This window comes from Cupriavidus sp. D39, from assembly GCF_026627925.1.
Taxonomy (GTDB): domain Bacteria; phylum Pseudomonadota; class Gammaproteobacteria; order Burkholderiales; family Burkholderiaceae; genus Cupriavidus; species Cupriavidus ulmosensis.
Map to the genome: position 1 here is coordinate 782523 of NZ_JAPNLE010000009.1, position 16238 is coordinate 798760.

Sequence of the window (16238 nt, forward strand, 5' to 3'; positions counted from 1 at the left end):
ATCGGCATCAACGCACTGCGGCGAAATTCGGTCGAAGGCAATTGGCTCATCCTTAAGCGCAGCGGCGGTCGGGAGCGCGTCTGGCATCCGGATGCCGCCGATGAATTTCCTTGGTCATCGACGGCGTTTCCACATTCCGGGCGATAGGAATTCTGCCGGTTTGTAAAGGTATAGAGTCTTTCGATTGCGGCGAGGGGATGCGCCGGCCGTTAAAGGCCTTGCCCGCCGCGGTCAGCTTCACGCCGTGCGCGCTGCGGCTCAATCGCGAGCCGGCATGCCTGCGAGGTATGACCGCCAGCTTATAAAGTCTTTTCCAATTTTGTCACGAGATCGTAGATTGTTTCTCCCGGCCGCGCATTGGGGGCGTCCCCGTCCAGGCCGGGATCTTGGTGCCGGCTCCCCTCCCCACACCCCGCAAATCATATCGAACGGAGCTGTTGAATCATGACCAAGCCCGTAGTCCTCCTCACCGGAGCGCTGACCGGCATCGGCCGCGTCACCGCTCTGCCTTTGCCAAGAATGGTGCCCATCTCGTCGTTTCCAGGCGCCGGCAGGCCGAAGGCAAGGCCCTCGAAACCGAGCTTCAGCAACTCGGTGCCGAGGTCGCCTTCATCCGGGCCGACGTCCGCCACGACGATCAGGTTCGCGATCTAGTCGATCAGACCGTGGCCCGCTTCGGCCGCTTCGACGTGGCCGTCAACATCGCCGGCACGGAGGGCCAGTCTGGACCAGTGACGGAACTGACTCCCGAGACGATGCGGCCACTTTCGACACCAACGTGCTCCGCACATTTCTCAGGGTGAAGCACGAGATGCGCGTGATGCTCGAGTGCCCCGACCGATGCGGAACAAACGAAATGTCGTCATCGACCTATCCCTTCCAGGGATAAATCCAATCGATCTCCGGGCTCCCGTCAACTACTCGACCTGTGCGTTTCCACGTGTTCAGAAAGAGCAGCTTTGCGTCCGATCAGCGGACCGGCAGAATCGCGGCGACCGCCGCTCTGCCGTAGTGGCTCCCGTGAACCGCCCTACCCAGTCTGCCGTCATTGCCACCTATGAACTTCTCCCGGTTTTTCATCGACCGTCCCGTCTTCGCCGGCGTGCTTTCCGCGCTGATCTTTCTAATCGGTGCGATCGCCATGTTCCGGCTTCCTGTGTCGGAATATCCAGAGGTGGTGCCGCCGGCGGTGGTTGTCAAGGCACAGTTCCCAGGGGCCAATCCGAAGGTCATCGCCGAGACAGTGGCCACGCCGCTAGAAGAGCAGATCAACGGTGTCGAGGACATGCTCTACATGTCCTCGCAGTCGAATAGCGACGGCCAATTGACATTGACCGTCACATTCAAACTGGGCACGGACCCCGACAAAGCACAACAGCTTGTCCAGAATCGAGTAGCACAGGCCGAGCCACGCCTGCCCGAAGATGTCCGCCGACTCGGTGTTACGACCGTCAAGAGCGCCCCGGATCTGACCATGGTCATCCATCTGGTGTCGCCAAACAACCGATACGACACGACATATCTACGCAATTACGCGCTAATCAATGTCAAGGACAGGCTTGCACGGATACCCGGCGTTGGCCAAGTGCTGCTACTGGGCTCAGGCGACTATTCCATGCGCGTCTGGCTCGATCCGGCCAAGACCGCTGAGCGGGGACTCACGGCAAGCGACGTCGTCAAGGCCATTCGAGAACAGAACGTACAGGTAGCCGCCGGCGTGATCGGCGCATCGCCATCGACCCCTGACAACGATCTCCAGCTGTCGGTAAACGCGCAGGGGAGACTGAACACAGTCGAGGAGTTCGGTGCGATCGTGGTTCGGACTTCGGCTACGGGGGCAGTGACATCCTTACGAGATATCTCCAGGATTGAATTGGGTGCCTCCGAATACAACGTTCGGTCGTTGCTCGACAACAAGCCCGCAGTCGCATTGCTCATCTCGCAGGCGCCTGGATCGAATTCGATCAACATTTCGGACGCTGCACGCGAAATCATGAAGGATGCCAAAGCCGGTTTCCAGGATGATATCGATTACAAAATCGTCTACGATCCCACCGAGTTCGTCCGTCACAGCATCAATGCCGTTGTGCACACGCTATTCGAGGCGATCGCGCTCGTTGTCCTGGTCGTGATTCTGTTCCTTCAGACCTGGCGCGCGTCGATCATCCCGTTGCTGGCTGTGCCGGTGTCGATCGTCGGAACGTTCGGGTTGATGCATCTGTTCGGCTTCTCGATTAACGCGCTTTCCTTATTCGGTCTCGTGCTCGCGATCGGTATCGTGGTGGACGATGCAATCGTGGTGGTCGAGAACGTCGAACGCAACATCGCGGACGGCCTTGCGCCAAAACAGGCTACGTACAAGGCGATGGAAGAGGTCAGCAGTCCCATCATCGCAATCGCGCTCACCCTCATCGCTGTCTTCGTCCCGCTAGCGTTCATGACTGGGCTGACGGGCCAGTTCTACAAGCAGTTCGCACTGACCATCTCGATTTCAACAGTCATCTCGGCGGTCAACTCGCTAACGCTCTCGCCGGCGCTTTCCGCACTCCTGTTGCGCGGCCATGATGTCCCGAAGGACCGGTTGTCGCGCGGGATGGACCGCGTTCTGGGCGGCTTCTTCCGCCGCTTTAACCGATTCTTCGCACGCAGCTCCGATCGTTACGCACGTGGCGTCAAGGGCGTGGTCGCCCGCAAGACCACCGCATTCGGTGTTTACGTGCTCATGCTCGGATTGACCTGGGCAATGTTTCAGCTCGTCCCCAAGGGCTTCGTAACCGCTCAGGACAAACAGCATCTTGTGGCCTTCACTCGCCTGCCGGCAGGCGCCACGTTGGACCGCACCGAGGACGTCATCCGGCGCATGTCCGCGATTGCGCTAAAGCATCCCGATGTCGAGGCGGCGGTGGCGTTCCCCGGCCTCTCCATCAACGGGCTGACCAACAGCCCGAACTCGGGGGTGCTATTCGTCACGCTAAAACCTTTCAGCGAGCGCAGCCGCGATGACCAGACCAGCTTCGCGATCGGACGAGAACTAACCCGGCGCTATGGCGAGGTCCGCGATGCGCTCATCGGGGTAGTGCCCCCTCCCCGGTGAGACTCGGTACAATCGGGGGCTTCAAGATGATGATCGAGGACCGAGCCGCGCTCGGTTACGAGGCTCTATTCAACGCCACGGCGGCATTCACTGCTGCGGCGCGGACCCGGCCCGAGCTCGCAGGCCTCTTCAGTAACTACCAGGTCAATGTCCCTCAACTCGATGTTAGCCTTGATCGTGTCAAGGCGAAGCAGGTCGGTGTAGCGGTTACCGACGTATTCGATACTCTGCAGACTTATCTCGGCTCAGCCTACGTGAATGACTTCAACCAATTTGGTCGAACCTATAAGGTAAGGGTCCAAGCTGATGCCAGCTACCGCACTCGCGCCGAGGATATTCAGCAACTCAAGACCCGCAGTCTCTCCGGCGAGATGGTGCCGCTATCTTCCCTTGTTCGTGTGCAACAAGGATTCGGTCCGGATAGTGTAGTCCGGTATAACGGCTTCACCGCTGCAGATATGAATGGTGGCGCGGCGCCGGGCTACTCGTCCGGGCAGGCCCGCGACGCGGCCGAACAGGTCGCATTGGAAACATTGCCCAAGGGCATAAAGTTTGAATGGACCGAACTGACCTATCAGGACATTCTGGCCGGCAACACCGGGCTTTGGATATTTCCGCTATGTGTACTTCTGGTCTTCCTGGTCCTCGCGGCACAATATGAAAGCCTGACGTTGCCATTGGCGGTCATCCTGATCGTGCCGATGAGCCTCCTGGCCGCGATGACGGGCGTGTGGCTCACGAAAGGCGACAACAACATCTTCACCCAGATTGGCTGCATCGTGTTGGTTGGGCTGTCGGCGAAGAACGCAATCCTGATCATTGAGTTTGCCTGGGAACTGGAGCATGAGGGTCGCACGATCGTGGAGGCGGCAATCGAGGCCAGCCGACTGCGGCTGCGCCCGATACTAATGACGTCCTTCGCATTCGTGATGGGCGTTCTGCCACTGGTCACCTCGCACGGTGCAGGCGCAGAGATGCGCCGGGCCATGGGCGTAGCGGTGTTCGCTGGAATGATTGGAGTTACCGTCTTCGGATTGATACTGACGCCTGTCTTCTACGTGATCTTCCGGAAGCTGGCGACGCTCAGCTTCCGAGGTACGCAAGCCCAGCATCTTGCCTCCGGGCAAACCGGACCAGCGGGCACGCCATGATCCTTCTGCCAAGCTCGTCGTCGAAAGCACTCCTTGGCGCCGCCTCCTGCGGGCCTACGCCCATGATCCATGACGCGAACGCGATGCCAGAGCGGGCTAACGACTCCATTCCGAATCAGACAGCCAGGACCCTTTTTATCGGGCGCTACCTGGAAGTCGTCGCCTCTAGCCAGTCGCCACGACGTCACCCGCGGCTTCCTCGCCGCTGAATCGGTTGCCTCCATGGGCTCGGACACGCACTTTTATCATCCGGACGATGGCCACGGGCTTCTCAGAGACCCGTTTAAGGCCATCGTGGCGCCACGCGTAATCGGATGGATCTCAAGCCACGACGCCGAGGGACGGCCAAATCTCGCTCCATACCCACCATGCTGCTGACCCGCCTGCTCCATGTTTGCCACCACTTCCCCGGCTTTGTGTATGAAAGCGCTCGCTTGTGTCGGGCGTCCTACACCATCGAGATCGATGTGCGTCTGCGGCGAGGACCCAGACCGCACTGCTCGGGCTGCGGCCACCGTCCGCCTCGTCGGTGACGATCGCCCGGAACGATTGCCCGGAGTCCTGCGCCCGGTAGAGCGCAATCCTCCGAGTCAGGCACTCGTTGATCCAGATCTTCTGCCCCCCGGACATGACAGCGAAGTTCTGGCGCTGGCATTTCAATCGCGACGTGGTTTTTTAGCGGACCTGATATGACCGAAAGAAGGCTGCGAGGTGATTCAGCGCGTAGGTAAAGGCAGCGCAAAGCACGCGTTCCACCCGACCGCATGCCGCCGGGCGGAACGCCATCCCTTGTGCCACCGGCTTCCTGCTTCAGAAGCATGGCGCCATGCGCACAAGGTCTTTCTCGGCCAGCCGGCCTGCTGCTACATTTAGCCGCAATGCAGCCGACACGAACCGGATGTATCGGGCGGACACCGGACTCGCGTGCCACGGCGCGTCGGATACATTGATCTCACCTTTACTCGCATCAGGTCGCATGACGACCAAGGTTCTTGCCAAGCCATCCCGCACGCGGCGTCCGCTACTAATCCCGGTATGGAATGACACATATCCGATTCGGAGTCTTCTCGAAGCGGGACGGAATAGATAAATTCTCCACTAACGCATCCAGTTAAGAGGCTCTCATGTCACGCATTATCAAGTTCGCAAAACCCGGTGGCCCGGAAGTTCTCGAATTCATCGAGACGCAGGTACCGGCTCCCGGTCCGGCTGAAGTTAGAGAAAAACGGACAGTTCGGCAAGATCGTCGTGACGGTGTGACGGTGTGACGGTGTGACGGCGGATGAGGCGCAAGTGCACCCCATCTAACCCCACGAACACTCACCGGCAAGCACGCCTGTGAGGCATGTTCGCCAACCTGCAAAGCCTTGTTGGTGCATAAGTTACTCATCAAGGCCTGCCCACGTTGACGGGCCAACGTAAAGTACGTCACATCATGGGTACTTGGAAGTGCCAACAACCGGCATGTCTCGGCCCCCGCTCGAAACCTCTCATCATTGGAGCTCCTAATGTTCTCGACCGACGAGCAACCCAAGCGTTTCTGCGAAAGTCATGGAAAAAAGATGGCGTATGTCGATGTGGGCGACGGGAAGCCGGTAGTTTTCCTCCACGGAAACCCGACGTCGTCTTACATCTGGAGGAACGTGATACCTCACGTGGCGCCCTACGCACGCTGCATTGCGCCGGACCTAATTGGCATGGGCGACTCCGAAAAGCTCGAAGAAGGCGGTGCCGATCGATACAGCTTTGTGGAGCACCGGCGTTTCCTTGATTCGTTCCTGGAAAGCGTCGATGCCGCTCATGAAGTGGTTATGGTCGCGCAAGATTGGGGTGGCGCGCTTGCCATGGACTGGGCACGGCGACATGCCCGCGACATACGCGGCATCGCGTACATGGAGACCATGGTGCGCACCAGGACATGGGATGAAATGGATCCGATCGTCCGCGGCACGTTCGAACGATTGCGGTCTTCGGAAGGCGAGGATATGGTGTTGCGCGACAATGTCTTTATCGAAAAGCTACTTCCCGCCCGCATGTTGCGCGAGCTTACGGAAGCCGAAATGAACGTGTACAGGCGGCCCTATCTTCGCGCCGGAGACGATCGACTGCCTACCTTGACGTTCCCTCGTGAGATACCGGTTGACGGGAAGCCGGAACTGGTGGCCCGAGTTGTCAGTGACTATTCGCGGTGGATGGCCGAGGCAGACGTTCCGAAGCTGTTCATCAACGGCGAACCGGGTGGCGTCCTCGTCGGAGAAATGCGGGATCTGTGCCGCACCTGGAATAACCAGGAGGAAGTAACCGTACGAGGCAGCCACTTCCTGCAGGAGGATTCCCCTCACGAGATCGGGATCGCGATAGCAGAGTGGCTCCGGAAATTGCCTTAGAACTCGTTTCAAAATGAAGACTCCCCGCGCCGAAGGGTGCGCCAGCAAATGAGGTAGCAAGCCAGCTTGAGGAAAGCTTCGTGAATGTCAGCTCGCTACCCGAAAGCACTGGGCGAAGAGCTGCGGCAAGCTTGTCAATAAAAGGGCAGAATTTGATAGGCAGTCCGGGGCGAGCCAGCGATATGCTTCAACACGGAAACCGCCGTATGACGACACCTGGTCGCCGATCCGCGGATGAATGGTAAGGACAGGGATAGATGTTGAGCTACACGGTTTCAATCTACGATATGATTTTTCATACTCATATCGCTATGAGTATGAGTATGAGAATCCTTTCCGTGTCGGTCTTGGCGCTGGAGGGGACGAAAGGATGCTCGACGAATTGCTCAGATTAGCGCCATCCAGATTAGTGAGCGTGACGGATCCCCTATATATACAGGGGTCCAAATCGTAGCTAGCTCATAAAATTTTGGCGGTTCACGGAGCGAGGGTATTTCGCGGGTTCATCTTTGCCTTTCGTGCGGACGGATGTGTTTTCGTCCAATGCGTCTATTATCTTTTTCGAGTTAATGCGAAATAATCAACCAGGCCCCCATGGAGAAAAATGAGCAAGAAGGCAGAACGCGATGAGCAAAGCTGATTCCGTTGCTAATAACACGCCTGAGCAGTTTGACTACATCATCGTTGGTGCAGGATCCGCCGGATGTGTACTTGCCAACCGGCTTTCAGCTGATCCAGCGCGCTCGGTGTTGTTGCTCGAGGCCGGACCGGACGTCGAAACCTTCTGGGTTCGAGCGCCGGCCGGGTTGCCATTTCTGTTCCAGAACTCGAATCTGAACTGGAAATCTTCCAGCGAACCCGTGGCGAACCTTTGTGGCCGTGAGATCTATTGGCCGCGAGGCAAAATCGTAGGCGGCTCAAGCGCCATCAATGGTATGCAGCACGTGCGTGGAAACGCTCTTGACTACGACGATTGGGCCGCCGCGGGCAACGACGGATGGGCTTACGCGGACGTGCTGCCGTACTTCAAGCGCATGGAGAATAATCTGGATGGCGGTGACGGGTGGCGCGGCGTTGGCGGCCCCCTTCAAGTTTCTCGTGGCTCTTACCGGCATCCAGTCACCCGACAATTCGTCGACGCGGTGGCCGCGTTGGGAGTTCCCCTCAACCCGGATTTCAACGGACGGCAGCAAGAAGGCGTGGGTTACAGCCAGTTCACTATCGCGCGCGGCGTACGATCCTCCGCCGCTCGTTCCTACTTGGCTCCGGCGCGTGCGAGGCCAAACATGGTGGTGCGCGATCGTTGTCTGGCCCATCACCTGCTGTTGGTTGGCGGCGAAGTGGTTGGTGTGTTGTATGAACGCGATGGCGCGTTGTTTCGCGCCTTTGCGGCGCGCGAGACTTTGATTAGCTGCGGCGCCGTTGGGAGCCCGCAGCTGCTGATGCTGTCCGGTATTGGACCCGCTGATGAACTGCGCGTACGCGGGCTGTCGATTCAAGCAGACTTGCCTGGGGTCGGCAAGAATCTGCAGGACCATTTGGCCGTCAACGTCGGTTACGAAGTAAAAGCGGGTATGTCCATGAATGCGGCGCTCTCGGGCTGGCGCAAATACATGCGCGGCGTACAGTACCTGGTGACGCGTGGTGGCCCGCTAGCAATGGGCACTTCTCACGCGCTAGCGTTCGTGCGTACTCGCGCCGACCTCGACAGGCCAGACGTACAGATCAGTTTCCGGCCATGGAGCTTCACCTTCGAAAGCTCGAAGCTACGTGTGCACCCGTATCCCGGCATACAAATCGCCTCCCTGCAGTTGCGCCCTCGCTCGCGAGGCTCGGTGGCATTAAATGGGACGTCTGCGCGAGATGCGCCCGCGATTCGACCGAACTATCTTAGCGACCCCGAAGATGTTCAATGCGCTCTGCGGGCCTTACAGTTCGCCCGCGATATTTCATGTACCGCCCCGCTGCGCGATTCCATCGTGCGCGAACACTTGCTCGATGCCGAAGACCGTACCGAAGAGCGAACCATCGAGTTTCTGAGGCGCACCGCGCAGTCGCTATACCACCCAGTAGGCACGTGCAAGATGGGATGTGACGCGGATGCAGTCGTCGACAGTCGCCTGCGAGTGCGCGGCATACGACGGCTGCGAGTCGTCGACGCTTCTGTCATGCCGACTCTTGTCGGCGGCAACACCAACGGGCCGACCATAATGATCGCGGAGAAAGCGGCAGATTTGATCCGTGAAGACGAGATGCTCGGCTAATTGAAATCTGAATGCGGAGATTTAGATCGTGAGACATGAGCAGCACTTCATTAACGGTATGTCCGTCCCTGCGGGCACCTCGCAATATCTGGACGTTTTTAACCCCGCCACTGGCGAAAAGACCGCCACTGTGGCACGGGGTAATGCTCAAGACGTTGATATGGCTGTCGAATCGAGTAAACGTGCGCTGCCCGGCTGGCGGGACGTACGTCCTGCGGAGCGCGGCCGCGTGCTCACCCGCATGGCAGCGCTCATCCGCACGTTCGCAGGCGAATGGGGCGATCTGGAAAGCGAGGAGACGGGCAAGCCACCGACGCAGGTAGCAATAGAAATGGAGAATACCGCCCAGTATTTCGAGTTCTATGGCGGCTTGGTCAACGCACTTCAGGGCGAGACAATTGATCTGGGGGCTGGATACCATTCGTACACACTGCGTGAACCGTACGGCGTGGTCGCCACGATCCTTCCATGGAACTTGCCGCTGAACCAGGCTGCTCGCGCGATCGCGCCCGCGCTGGCATCCGGAAATACTGTAGTGGCCAAGCCTTCCGAGGTGACGTCCACAACCCTGTTACGTCTGGCACGGATGGCCATCGAGCAATGCGGCTTGCCGCCTGGAGTGCTCAATGTGGTGACTGGTACTGGACCGGAGGTCGGTGCAGCGCTGGTCGAACATCACGATGTGCGCAAAGTGGCTTTCACCGGCTCAGTACGTGGAGGGCGTGAGGTGGCACGCGTCGCTGCGGAGCGGCTTATACCGCTGACACTTGAATTGGGCGGCAAGTCTCCCGACGTGGTATTCGCTGACGCAGACCTGGCTCAGGCCGTGCCTGGAGCCCTGCGCGGCTTCGTCTTTAACGCAGGGCAGGCGTGTGTGGCCGGGACAAGGGTGCTTGTACAGCGGTCCATTCACGACGCATTCGTTGAAGCCATGATCGATGCGATGCGAAATCTCAAAATTGGCAGTGGCCCCGATGCGTCGATCGGGCCAATGACGACCCGTCACCAGTACGACAAGGTGCGAGAATATTTTGAGGTGGCGCATAACGAGGGTGCTGTCGCGGCTGCTGGTGGAACGCTTCCCCAGGCACCTGAGTTACAAGGCGGTTGGTATGTGACACCGACTCTTTACACCGGCGTAACCAACAAGATGCGCATCGCTCGGGAAGAGGTCTTTGGTCCGGTTGCATGTGTCATCCCGTTCGACGACGAAGAGGAGGCTGTCGCTATTGCCAATGATTCGGACTTCGGCCTTGCCGCTGGCATTTGGACAAGGGATCTCGCGCGCGCCCATCGGGTAGCTGCGCGGCTTGAAGCAGGACAAATTTACGTCAATGAGTATATGGCGGGTGGTGTCGAGACACCGCTGGGCGGGTACAAACTCAGTGGATACGGGCGCGAGAAAGGTGTTGAGGCCCTGTACAACTATACGCAAGTCAAGTGCGTAACCGTGCGGTTGTAACCGGGTATTCTGGTGGAAAGCTGCGTTTGCACTCGGTGGAAGTGGCATTCCACCAATCTGGCGGAAGGAGTGCGCCGCTACAGCAACCGGAGTAGAGACTGACTGCAGCTTTCCGCTGCTCCGGCGGCTCGCGCTTTCATGATGTGTGATGGAGTTGGTGACGCACCTCGTTATGAGACGGCGTCGCCGTTTGGTGCCCTGACTGCAGCAGCATGTCGAGTTCGGCGCCATGATCGTCGACCGCCCGCCACAGCAGGTAGGGCTCGCCGCGCAGCGTCACGAACATCTCGTCGAGATGCCACGTGCTGCCTGGCTTGCGCTGTGCGGCTTTCACACGATGCGCGAACCCCGCGCCAAATTTATCGCGCCAGCGTGCGGATCGTCTCGTAGCTGACGATTACGCCGCGATCGAACAGCAATTCCTCGATGTCGCGCAGGCTGAGGTGGAAACGGAAATACCAGCGCACCGCACAACTGATGACGACGGCGGGGAAACGGCGACCGTGATAGAGCGAGTTCTTCTTCATCGCGCCATCTTACGCGACCTCCCCAACGTGACAGTGCCGGAAGAAGGCAGCAGCTGCCAGGATGGACCACGGACCCACATCAAAGACGGCGGAAACGCCCCCAACTATTGCCGCCACAGTAACGCAAATGAAGAACCCGGAGAGAGTGACGATCTCCAACAGGAACGACAGCAGCCCGATGCCCGCCCACACGGTGAAATTCATACACCCCCTACCGTTGCATATTTTGTTTTTCCTGTTTTCATGGTAATTACGGCGAGCAAGGACCAGTTTGATGTCAAACAAGTAAGTGAAGATTCCTGCGGCTGCCAAGGAAGAATGAATGATCGTGATCGTGCCGCGGGCAGCGTGGGATGACTGGCTGACCTGCCGGGAATCAGTGTCCGTCTTTGAGTAATGCGTCTTGTTGCTGCGCTTGCGGTCCTTGAAGTTACCGCCTCCGTCGTGGTTCTCGCCATCCTTGCGTACAAAGCTCTTTTGGCCGGCTCAGAGCTGTTCCGCTGGTTTATCGGTCTGTCCAACGCGACGACTCGCCTTCGGGCTTTCATTGCCTGACGAGCTTGCAGCTTTGCTGTTCGATGCGCCCGCCAGCCCTAGATTGCGTGACGCAGGCGTCAGGACACCACCCCGCTCCCGTCTGCCATCAGCATCTCCCCTCGCCGCTCCACAATCATCCCATACGCTTGCGGCTGCCGGTGTGCATCGAAGTTGAACGTGGTGCGCTTGTAGACCTCGCAGAAATCCAAGTCGCAGCGGGCGATGGCGACCTCGTCGCCCTTGGTGATGCAGTTGGCCAGCACTTCACCGGAGGGCGCGATGATGCAGCTGCCACCAATGCCGTCCACGCCCTCTTCCATCCCCGCCTTGGCCACGCCGACCACCCAGGTGCCATTCTGGTAGGCGCCGGCCTGCATGGAGAGCTGATTGTGGAAAAGCGAGAGGTCGTCGTGCTGCGGCGCTGGCGCATTGTGCACGGGCGTGTTGTAGCCGATCAGCACCATCTCCACGCCTTGCAGGCCCATCACCCGATAGGTTTCGGCCCAACGGCGATCGTTGCAGATGGCCATGCCGATCTTGCCGCCAAAAGCGTGGGTCACGCCGAAATGGTTGCCGGGCGTGAAGTAGCGCTTTTCCAGATGCTGGAAGCGGCGCCACGGTTCGTGCTCGCGATGGCCGGGCAGGTGCACCTTACGGTATTTGCCGACAATCTCGCCCTGGCGGTTGACGAGGATGGAGGTGTTGTAGCGCACCGCCTTGCCTTGTTCGCTGGCGAGTTCAGCGTAGCCGAGGTAGAAGCCCACGCCCAGCTCGCGCGAAAGATCGAACAGCGGCTGCGTGGCGGCGCTGGGCATCTCGCGCTCGAAGAAGCTGTTGATCTCCTCGTCGCTCTCCATATACCAGCGCGGGAAGAAGGTGGTGAGCGCCAGCTCGGGGTAGACGATCAGGTGCGAGCCGCAGGCATGGGCTTCGCGCATCAGGTCGCACAGGCGCTTGACCACTTGCTGGCGGCTGTCGGCGCGGGCGATGGGGCCGAGCTGGCCGATGGCGATATTCACAATACGGGACACGGGTAACTCCAGGATGCTTTCAGCGTAGTGGTTCAGGCTAGCGGCAGGGGCATGGCGTCGATCACGGCCGGTTGGCGAGTTTGAGCACCACCTGCAGCAGGATCTGCGCGCCGTCGACAAGGTCGTCCGGCTCGGTAAACTCGCGCACGTTGTGGCTCAGACCTTTCACGCTGGGCACGAAGATCATGCCGGCGGGGCAGACGCGGGCGAGCATTTGCGCGTCGTGACCGGCGCCGCTGGGCATGCGCATATGGGTGAAGCCGAGCGCTGCGGTTTCCTGCTCGACCAGGTCGATCACCATGGGATCGAATGCCACCGGCTCGAAACGTGCCAGGCGGCGATGGCTAAGAGATAGGGCTTCCGTCTCGCAGGTTTGCTCGGCAAAGGCGAGGACATCGGCTTCGGCCTGGGCGAGCAGCCGTTCATCGGTATTGCGCAGGTCTACGGTGAAGACGGCGCGATTGGGGATGACGTTGATCAGATTCGGCTCGAAGCGCATGGCGCCCACGGTGGCGATCTGCCGGCCGCCGTAGCGCAGCGCCAGGTCGTGCACGAAATTGGCGATGCGCACGGCGGCGTAGCCGGCGTCGTGCCGCAGCTCCATGGGCGTGGTGCCGGCGTGGTTGGATACGCCGTCGACCGTGAACTCGGTCCAGGAGATCCCCTGCACCCCTTCCACCACGCCAACCTGCAGGCCGCGCAGATCTAGCACCGGGCCTTGCTCGATATGCAGTTCCACGAAACTGTCGACGCGCGGCTTGCCTACGGGCGTCTGGCCGTCATAGCCGATGCGCCGCAGCTCGGCGCCCACCGTGACGCCATCGATGCCGGTAGTGGCCAGCGCGCCTTCCAGCGGCATGCCGCCCACATAGACCAGCGAGCCCATCATGTCCGGATGAAAGCGCGCACCCTCTTCATTGGTGAAAAAGGCGACGGCGATGGGACGACGAGGACGCAGGCCGGCGTCACGCAGCGTGGCGACCACTTCCAGGCCGGCCAGCACCCCGTAGTTGCCGTCGTAGCGGCCGCCGGTGCGCACGGTGTCAATGTGCGAGCCGATCATGACGGGGGCAGGTCTTCGCTGCCGGGATACACGGCCACGCCGTTGCCGATGGCGTCGATGGTGACGGTCATGCCCAGCGCCTGCATACGCGCCACCGTCCAGTTGCGGCCGAGTTCGTCGGCATCGGTCAGCGCCAGGCGGCACACGCCGCCCCCTTCGATGGCACCGAGTTGCGCGAGATCGTCCAGGCTTTGCAGCAGGCGCTCGCCGCGAATGCGCGGCGCGGGCTCCGCCTTTGGTGCGCTCTGCCCGCTCATGCCGCGGCTCCGGCGCGCACCGCGTCCGCACTGCGGCCAACCAGTTCGGCATACAGCGCGGAATCGGTGTCGGCTTCGCTGCAGATAAACAGCAGCCGGCTCTGGCGGTTGAGCCCGAGCGCCGCACAGGCCTGCGGGTCTTGCATGGCGGCGATGGCAGCGGCCAGCCCGGCAACGGCGGATTCGCCGGCCACGATCACGGGATCGTCGCCTTGTGGCTGGGCCAGCAAGCGCATGACTGCCACCGCCGACTCGTCATCGACTGTGCAGAACGCGTCGGCGCCCTGGGCGAGGATTTCCCAGGCGAGCAGCGAGACTTCGCCGCAGGCCAGGCCCGCCATCAGCGTGTCCAGTTCGCCGGTGACGGTGGTGACCTTGCCGGCGCGCGCGCTTTGCATCAGGCAATCCGCCTTGTCGGGTTCCACCACGGTGAAAACGGGGCGCTGCTTGTCCTTGCCGTTCTCGCGTTCCCAAAAGTAACCGCAGACGGCGGCGGCAAATCCGCCCACGCCGGCCTGGATGAACACATGCGTGGGCCACGCCGGCAGGGCATTCACGGCTTCGTCCACCATCAGTTGGTAGCCTTGCATCACATCGCGCGGCACATCCATGTAGCCGGGGTAGGAGGTGTCGGAAATCACGTACCAGCCGTTGGTGCGGGCATCGGCATCGGCTTGCTGCACGGCCTGGTCGTAGTTGCCGGTGGTGCGTACCACCTGGGCGCCGAAGCGTTCGATGGCGGTCTTGCGCCCGTCGCTGACGGTGGCGTGGATATAGATCTCACAGTGGCAGCCGAACAGCTGGGCGCCCCAGGCCACGGAGCGGCCGTGATTGCCGTCGGTGGCGCAGGTCACGGTGAGTTCGGCGCACATGCTGCGCAGCTCCGGCGTACCCAGGTCAGCGATGCTTAGCTCGCGGCCGATCCGGTGCCCGATTTCGCGGCACAGCAGGCGCCCCACGGCATACGCGCCGCCGAGCGCCTTGAAGCTGCCCAGCCCGAAGCGCGAGCCTTCGTCCTTGTAGTGGATCTGGCCGACGCCTAGCGCGGCCGCCAGGTTCGGCAGGGCTTTCAGCGGCGTGGGCTGGTAGCCCTCCCAGGCGGAGATCTCGCGGCGGGCGGCGGCCAGGGCCGGCTCGCTCAGGATGGCGACTCGATGTGCACCATAGGGTTCCGCGCGGCTCAGTGCCGGATTGGGGAGAAGATCGAGCGAGAGGTTGGGGAGCGTGGTCATGCGTGTGTCTTGGTCCAGTCAGAATGCGTTGTTGCGTGATGTTGATGACGGCGCTGCGTGCCGGTCAATCTCAGTGGCCGGTCTCCAGGTCCCCGAGCACGTCGTGCGCGCGCTCCACGCGGGCCATGCGTGCGCGCGAGCGTTTGCGGTAGCGGCCTGCCATGGCGGTGGCGAGGTAGTTCACGAGGCTGACGGCGCCCACGTAGGAATCGAAGACCTGGCCGCCGTGGTGCGAGCAGCGCAGCACGGCGTCGGCCTTGGCGGCCAGCGTGGAAACTGGGGCATCGCTGAGCAGGATGAGTTTGGCGCCGGCCTCCCGGGCCAGTGTCACCATGCCGTTCAGGCGCTTCGCACGGCGTCGGAAGTCCACCACCAGCAGTACGTCCTTGCTGTCGATTTCGGCCACCAGTTCGGCATCCTTGCCCGCTTGCTCATTGAGCAGGTACACCTCGGGGCGCACCTGCGAGAGCAGCGCATTGGCATAGAAAGCCAGCATGAAGCCGTTGCGATAACCCACCACCCACACGCGGCGCGCGTTGGCCAGTTGGGTAAGCGTGGTCTCCAGCGCGCGCTCGCTGAGTTGTTCCGGCAGGCTGGCGAGCCGGCGGCTGTCGAGCTGCACGTGCGCCTCTAGCCGAGCCACGACCGATTGCGCGCCCCGCGACTCGGGCGGCAGCCCGTCGTGTTCCATCAGGTACAGCGGCGATTGCTCGGACACCTGGTCCCGCAGCGATTGTCGGAAGGCGCTGAAGTCCGCATAGCCGAGGCGGCGGAAGAAGCGCGCCGCGCTCGCCTTGGAGACGCTCGCCAGCTCCGCCAGCTCAGTGGCCGAGTAGCTGAGCAGGTCTTTCTGCCGCATGAGCAGCACGTCGGCCAGCTTCTTGTCCACTGAAGAGAGTTCGCCGTAGCACTGATGGATTTGCGCTTCCAGCGCGGGTTGAATGGCCATGTCGGGTCCGTACCTCCGTTCCGCTTGCCCGCACCAAAGTAGTCCGGGCCTGCACAATGATGAAACTTAGATTTCATGTATTGGTGCATGTGAAACCTATGTTTCAGTATTGGCGGTCTTTCATGCAAGGGCAATGCCAAGTCAGTGGCGCTATCGGGGAGGCGTTCGCTAAGTGTTTGATTTCAAGGCAACGTCGTCGAAAAAATCTCATCGCGTTCGCCCGCGCAGCCGGCATCGCCAACAGTGGCACACAACTTGCCTTTCAGTCCCGCGTGTTCCCCGAC

General features: G+C 60.8%; 10 protein-coding genes and 6 pseudogenes. 7 read left to right on the forward strand and 9 right to left on the reverse strand.

From position 1 onward, the window contains the following. Nucleotides 1-52: 52 nt before the first annotated feature. Nucleotides 53-241 carry a hypothetical protein gene (locus OMK73_RS15330; RefSeq protein WP_267602787.1) on the reverse strand — a complete coding sequence of 63 codons (189 nt, stop codon included), beginning with the start codon at nt 239-241 and terminating at the stop codon, nt 53-55. 203 nt (nt 242-444) lie between these two features. Between OMK73_RS15330 and OMK73_RS15335 the strand changes: the two are divergent. The 4 genes and pseudogenes from OMK73_RS15335 to OMK73_RS15350 form a co-directional block, all read left to right on the forward strand. Next, nucleotides 445-886, forward strand: a pseudogene (locus OMK73_RS15335) (SDR family NAD(P)-dependent oxidoreductase); the annotation flags it as partial. Between the two features lie 171 nt (nt 887-1057). Then, a pseudogene (locus OMK73_RS15340) lies at nt 1058-4245 on the forward strand (efflux RND transporter permease subunit). A gap of 222 nt (nt 4246-4467) precedes the next feature. Continuing rightward, a pseudogene (locus OMK73_RS15345) lies at nt 4468-4608 on the forward strand (flavin reductase family protein); the annotation flags it as partial. 1145 nt (nt 4609-5753) lie between these two features. Next, entirely contained in the window at nt 5754-6632 is an 879-nt protein-coding gene (locus OMK73_RS15350; RefSeq protein WP_267602788.1) for a haloalkane dehalogenase, read from the forward strand. Nucleotides 6633-6640: 8 nt separating this feature from the next. Here OMK73_RS15350 and OMK73_RS15355 read toward each other — a convergent pair. After that, nucleotides 6641-6727 (reverse strand): annotated as a pseudogene (locus OMK73_RS15355) (IS5/IS1182 family transposase); the annotation flags it as partial. Between the two features lie 531 nt (nt 6728-7258). Between OMK73_RS15355 and OMK73_RS15360 the strand changes: the two are divergent. Continuing rightward, nucleotides 7259-8896, forward strand: coding sequence for a GMC family oxidoreductase (locus tag OMK73_RS15360; RefSeq protein ID WP_267602789.1), 1638 nt, complete (start codon nt 7259-7261; stop codon nt 8894-8896). A 28-nt stretch (nt 8897-8924) separates the two neighbouring features. Beyond that, a complete protein-coding gene (locus tag OMK73_RS15365) occupies nt 8925-10358 on the forward strand; it encodes an aldehyde dehydrogenase family protein (RefSeq protein ID WP_267602790.1) in 1434 nt (477 codons plus the stop codon). Nucleotides 10359-10542: 184 nt separating this feature from the next. Here the strand turns inward: OMK73_RS15365 and OMK73_RS15370 are convergent. Next, a pseudogene (locus OMK73_RS15370) lies at nt 10543-10885 on the reverse strand (IS6 family transposase); the annotation flags it as partial. Nucleotides 10886-10912: 27 nt separating this feature from the next. Here OMK73_RS15370 and OMK73_RS15375 point away from each other — a divergent pair. Next, nucleotides 10913-11242, forward strand: a complete 330-nt coding sequence (locus OMK73_RS15375; RefSeq protein WP_267602791.1) for a hypothetical protein — start codon at nt 10913-10915, stop codon at nt 11240-11242. A 12-nt stretch (nt 11243-11254) separates the two neighbouring features. On the opposite strand, the pseudogene OMK73_RS15380 reads toward OMK73_RS15375, so the two are convergent. The 6 genes and pseudogenes from OMK73_RS15380 to OMK73_RS15400 form a co-directional block, all read right to left on the reverse strand. After that, nucleotides 11255-11371: pseudogene (locus OMK73_RS15380) on the reverse strand (IS5/IS1182 family transposase); the annotation flags it as partial. 128 nt (nt 11372-11499) lie between these two features. Continuing rightward, nucleotides 11500-12453 carry an N-carbamoyl-D-amino-acid hydrolase gene (locus tag OMK73_RS15385; RefSeq protein WP_267602792.1) on the reverse strand — a complete coding sequence of 318 codons (954 nt, stop codon included), beginning with the start codon at nt 12451-12453 and terminating at the stop codon, nt 11500-11502. Nucleotides 12454-12514: 61 nt separating this feature from the next. Continuing rightward, nucleotides 12515-13516 carry a hydantoinase/carbamoylase family amidase gene (locus OMK73_RS15390; RefSeq protein WP_324291733.1) on the reverse strand — a complete coding sequence of 334 codons (1002 nt, stop codon included), beginning with the start codon at nt 13514-13516 and terminating at the stop codon, nt 12515-12517. Then, on the reverse strand, nt 13513-13773 hold the full coding sequence (locus OMK73_RS38330) for a hypothetical protein (protein WP_324291734.1): 261 nt from the start codon (nt 13771-13773) through the stop codon (nt 13513-13515). Before OMK73_RS38330 ends, OMK73_RS15390 begins: the two co-directional genes overlap by 4 nt. Next, a complete protein-coding gene (locus OMK73_RS15395; protein WP_267602793.1) occupies nt 13770-15005 on the reverse strand; it encodes a diaminopropionate ammonia-lyase in 1236 nt (411 codons plus the stop codon). Before OMK73_RS15395 ends, OMK73_RS38330 begins: the two co-directional genes overlap by 4 nt. Before the next feature lie 70 nt (nt 15006-15075). Next, complete coding sequence (locus OMK73_RS15400; protein WP_267602794.1) at nt 15076-15954, reverse strand: MurR/RpiR family transcriptional regulator; 879 nt, start codon at nt 15952-15954, stop codon at nt 15076-15078. Between the last annotated feature and the right edge of the window lie 284 nt (nt 15955-16238).

Excerpts from the sequence above, each read along its gene's own strand:
- OMK73_RS15350 (WP_267602788.1), top strand. The coding sequence starts at position 5,754 with ATGTTCTCGACCGACGAGCAACCCAAGCGTTTCTGCGAAAGTCATGGA.
- OMK73_RS15360 (WP_267602789.1), top strand. The coding sequence starts at position 7,259 with ATGAGCAAAGCTGATTCCGTTGCTAATAACACGCCTGAGCAGTTTGAC.
- OMK73_RS15390 (WP_324291733.1), bottom strand. The coding sequence starts at position 13,516 with ATGATCGGCTCGCACATTGACACCGTGCGCACCGGCGGCCGCTACGAC.
- OMK73_RS38330 (WP_324291734.1), bottom strand. The coding sequence starts at position 13,773 with ATGAGCGGGCAGAGCGCACCAAAGGCGGAGCCCGCGCCGCGCATTCGC.
- OMK73_RS15395 (WP_267602793.1), bottom strand. The coding sequence starts at position 15,005 with ATGACCACGCTCCCCAACCTCTCGCTCGATCTTCTCCCCAATCCGGCA.
- OMK73_RS15400 (WP_267602794.1), bottom strand. The coding sequence starts at position 15,954 with ATGGCCATTCAACCCGCGCTGGAAGCGCAAATCCATCAGTGCTACGGC.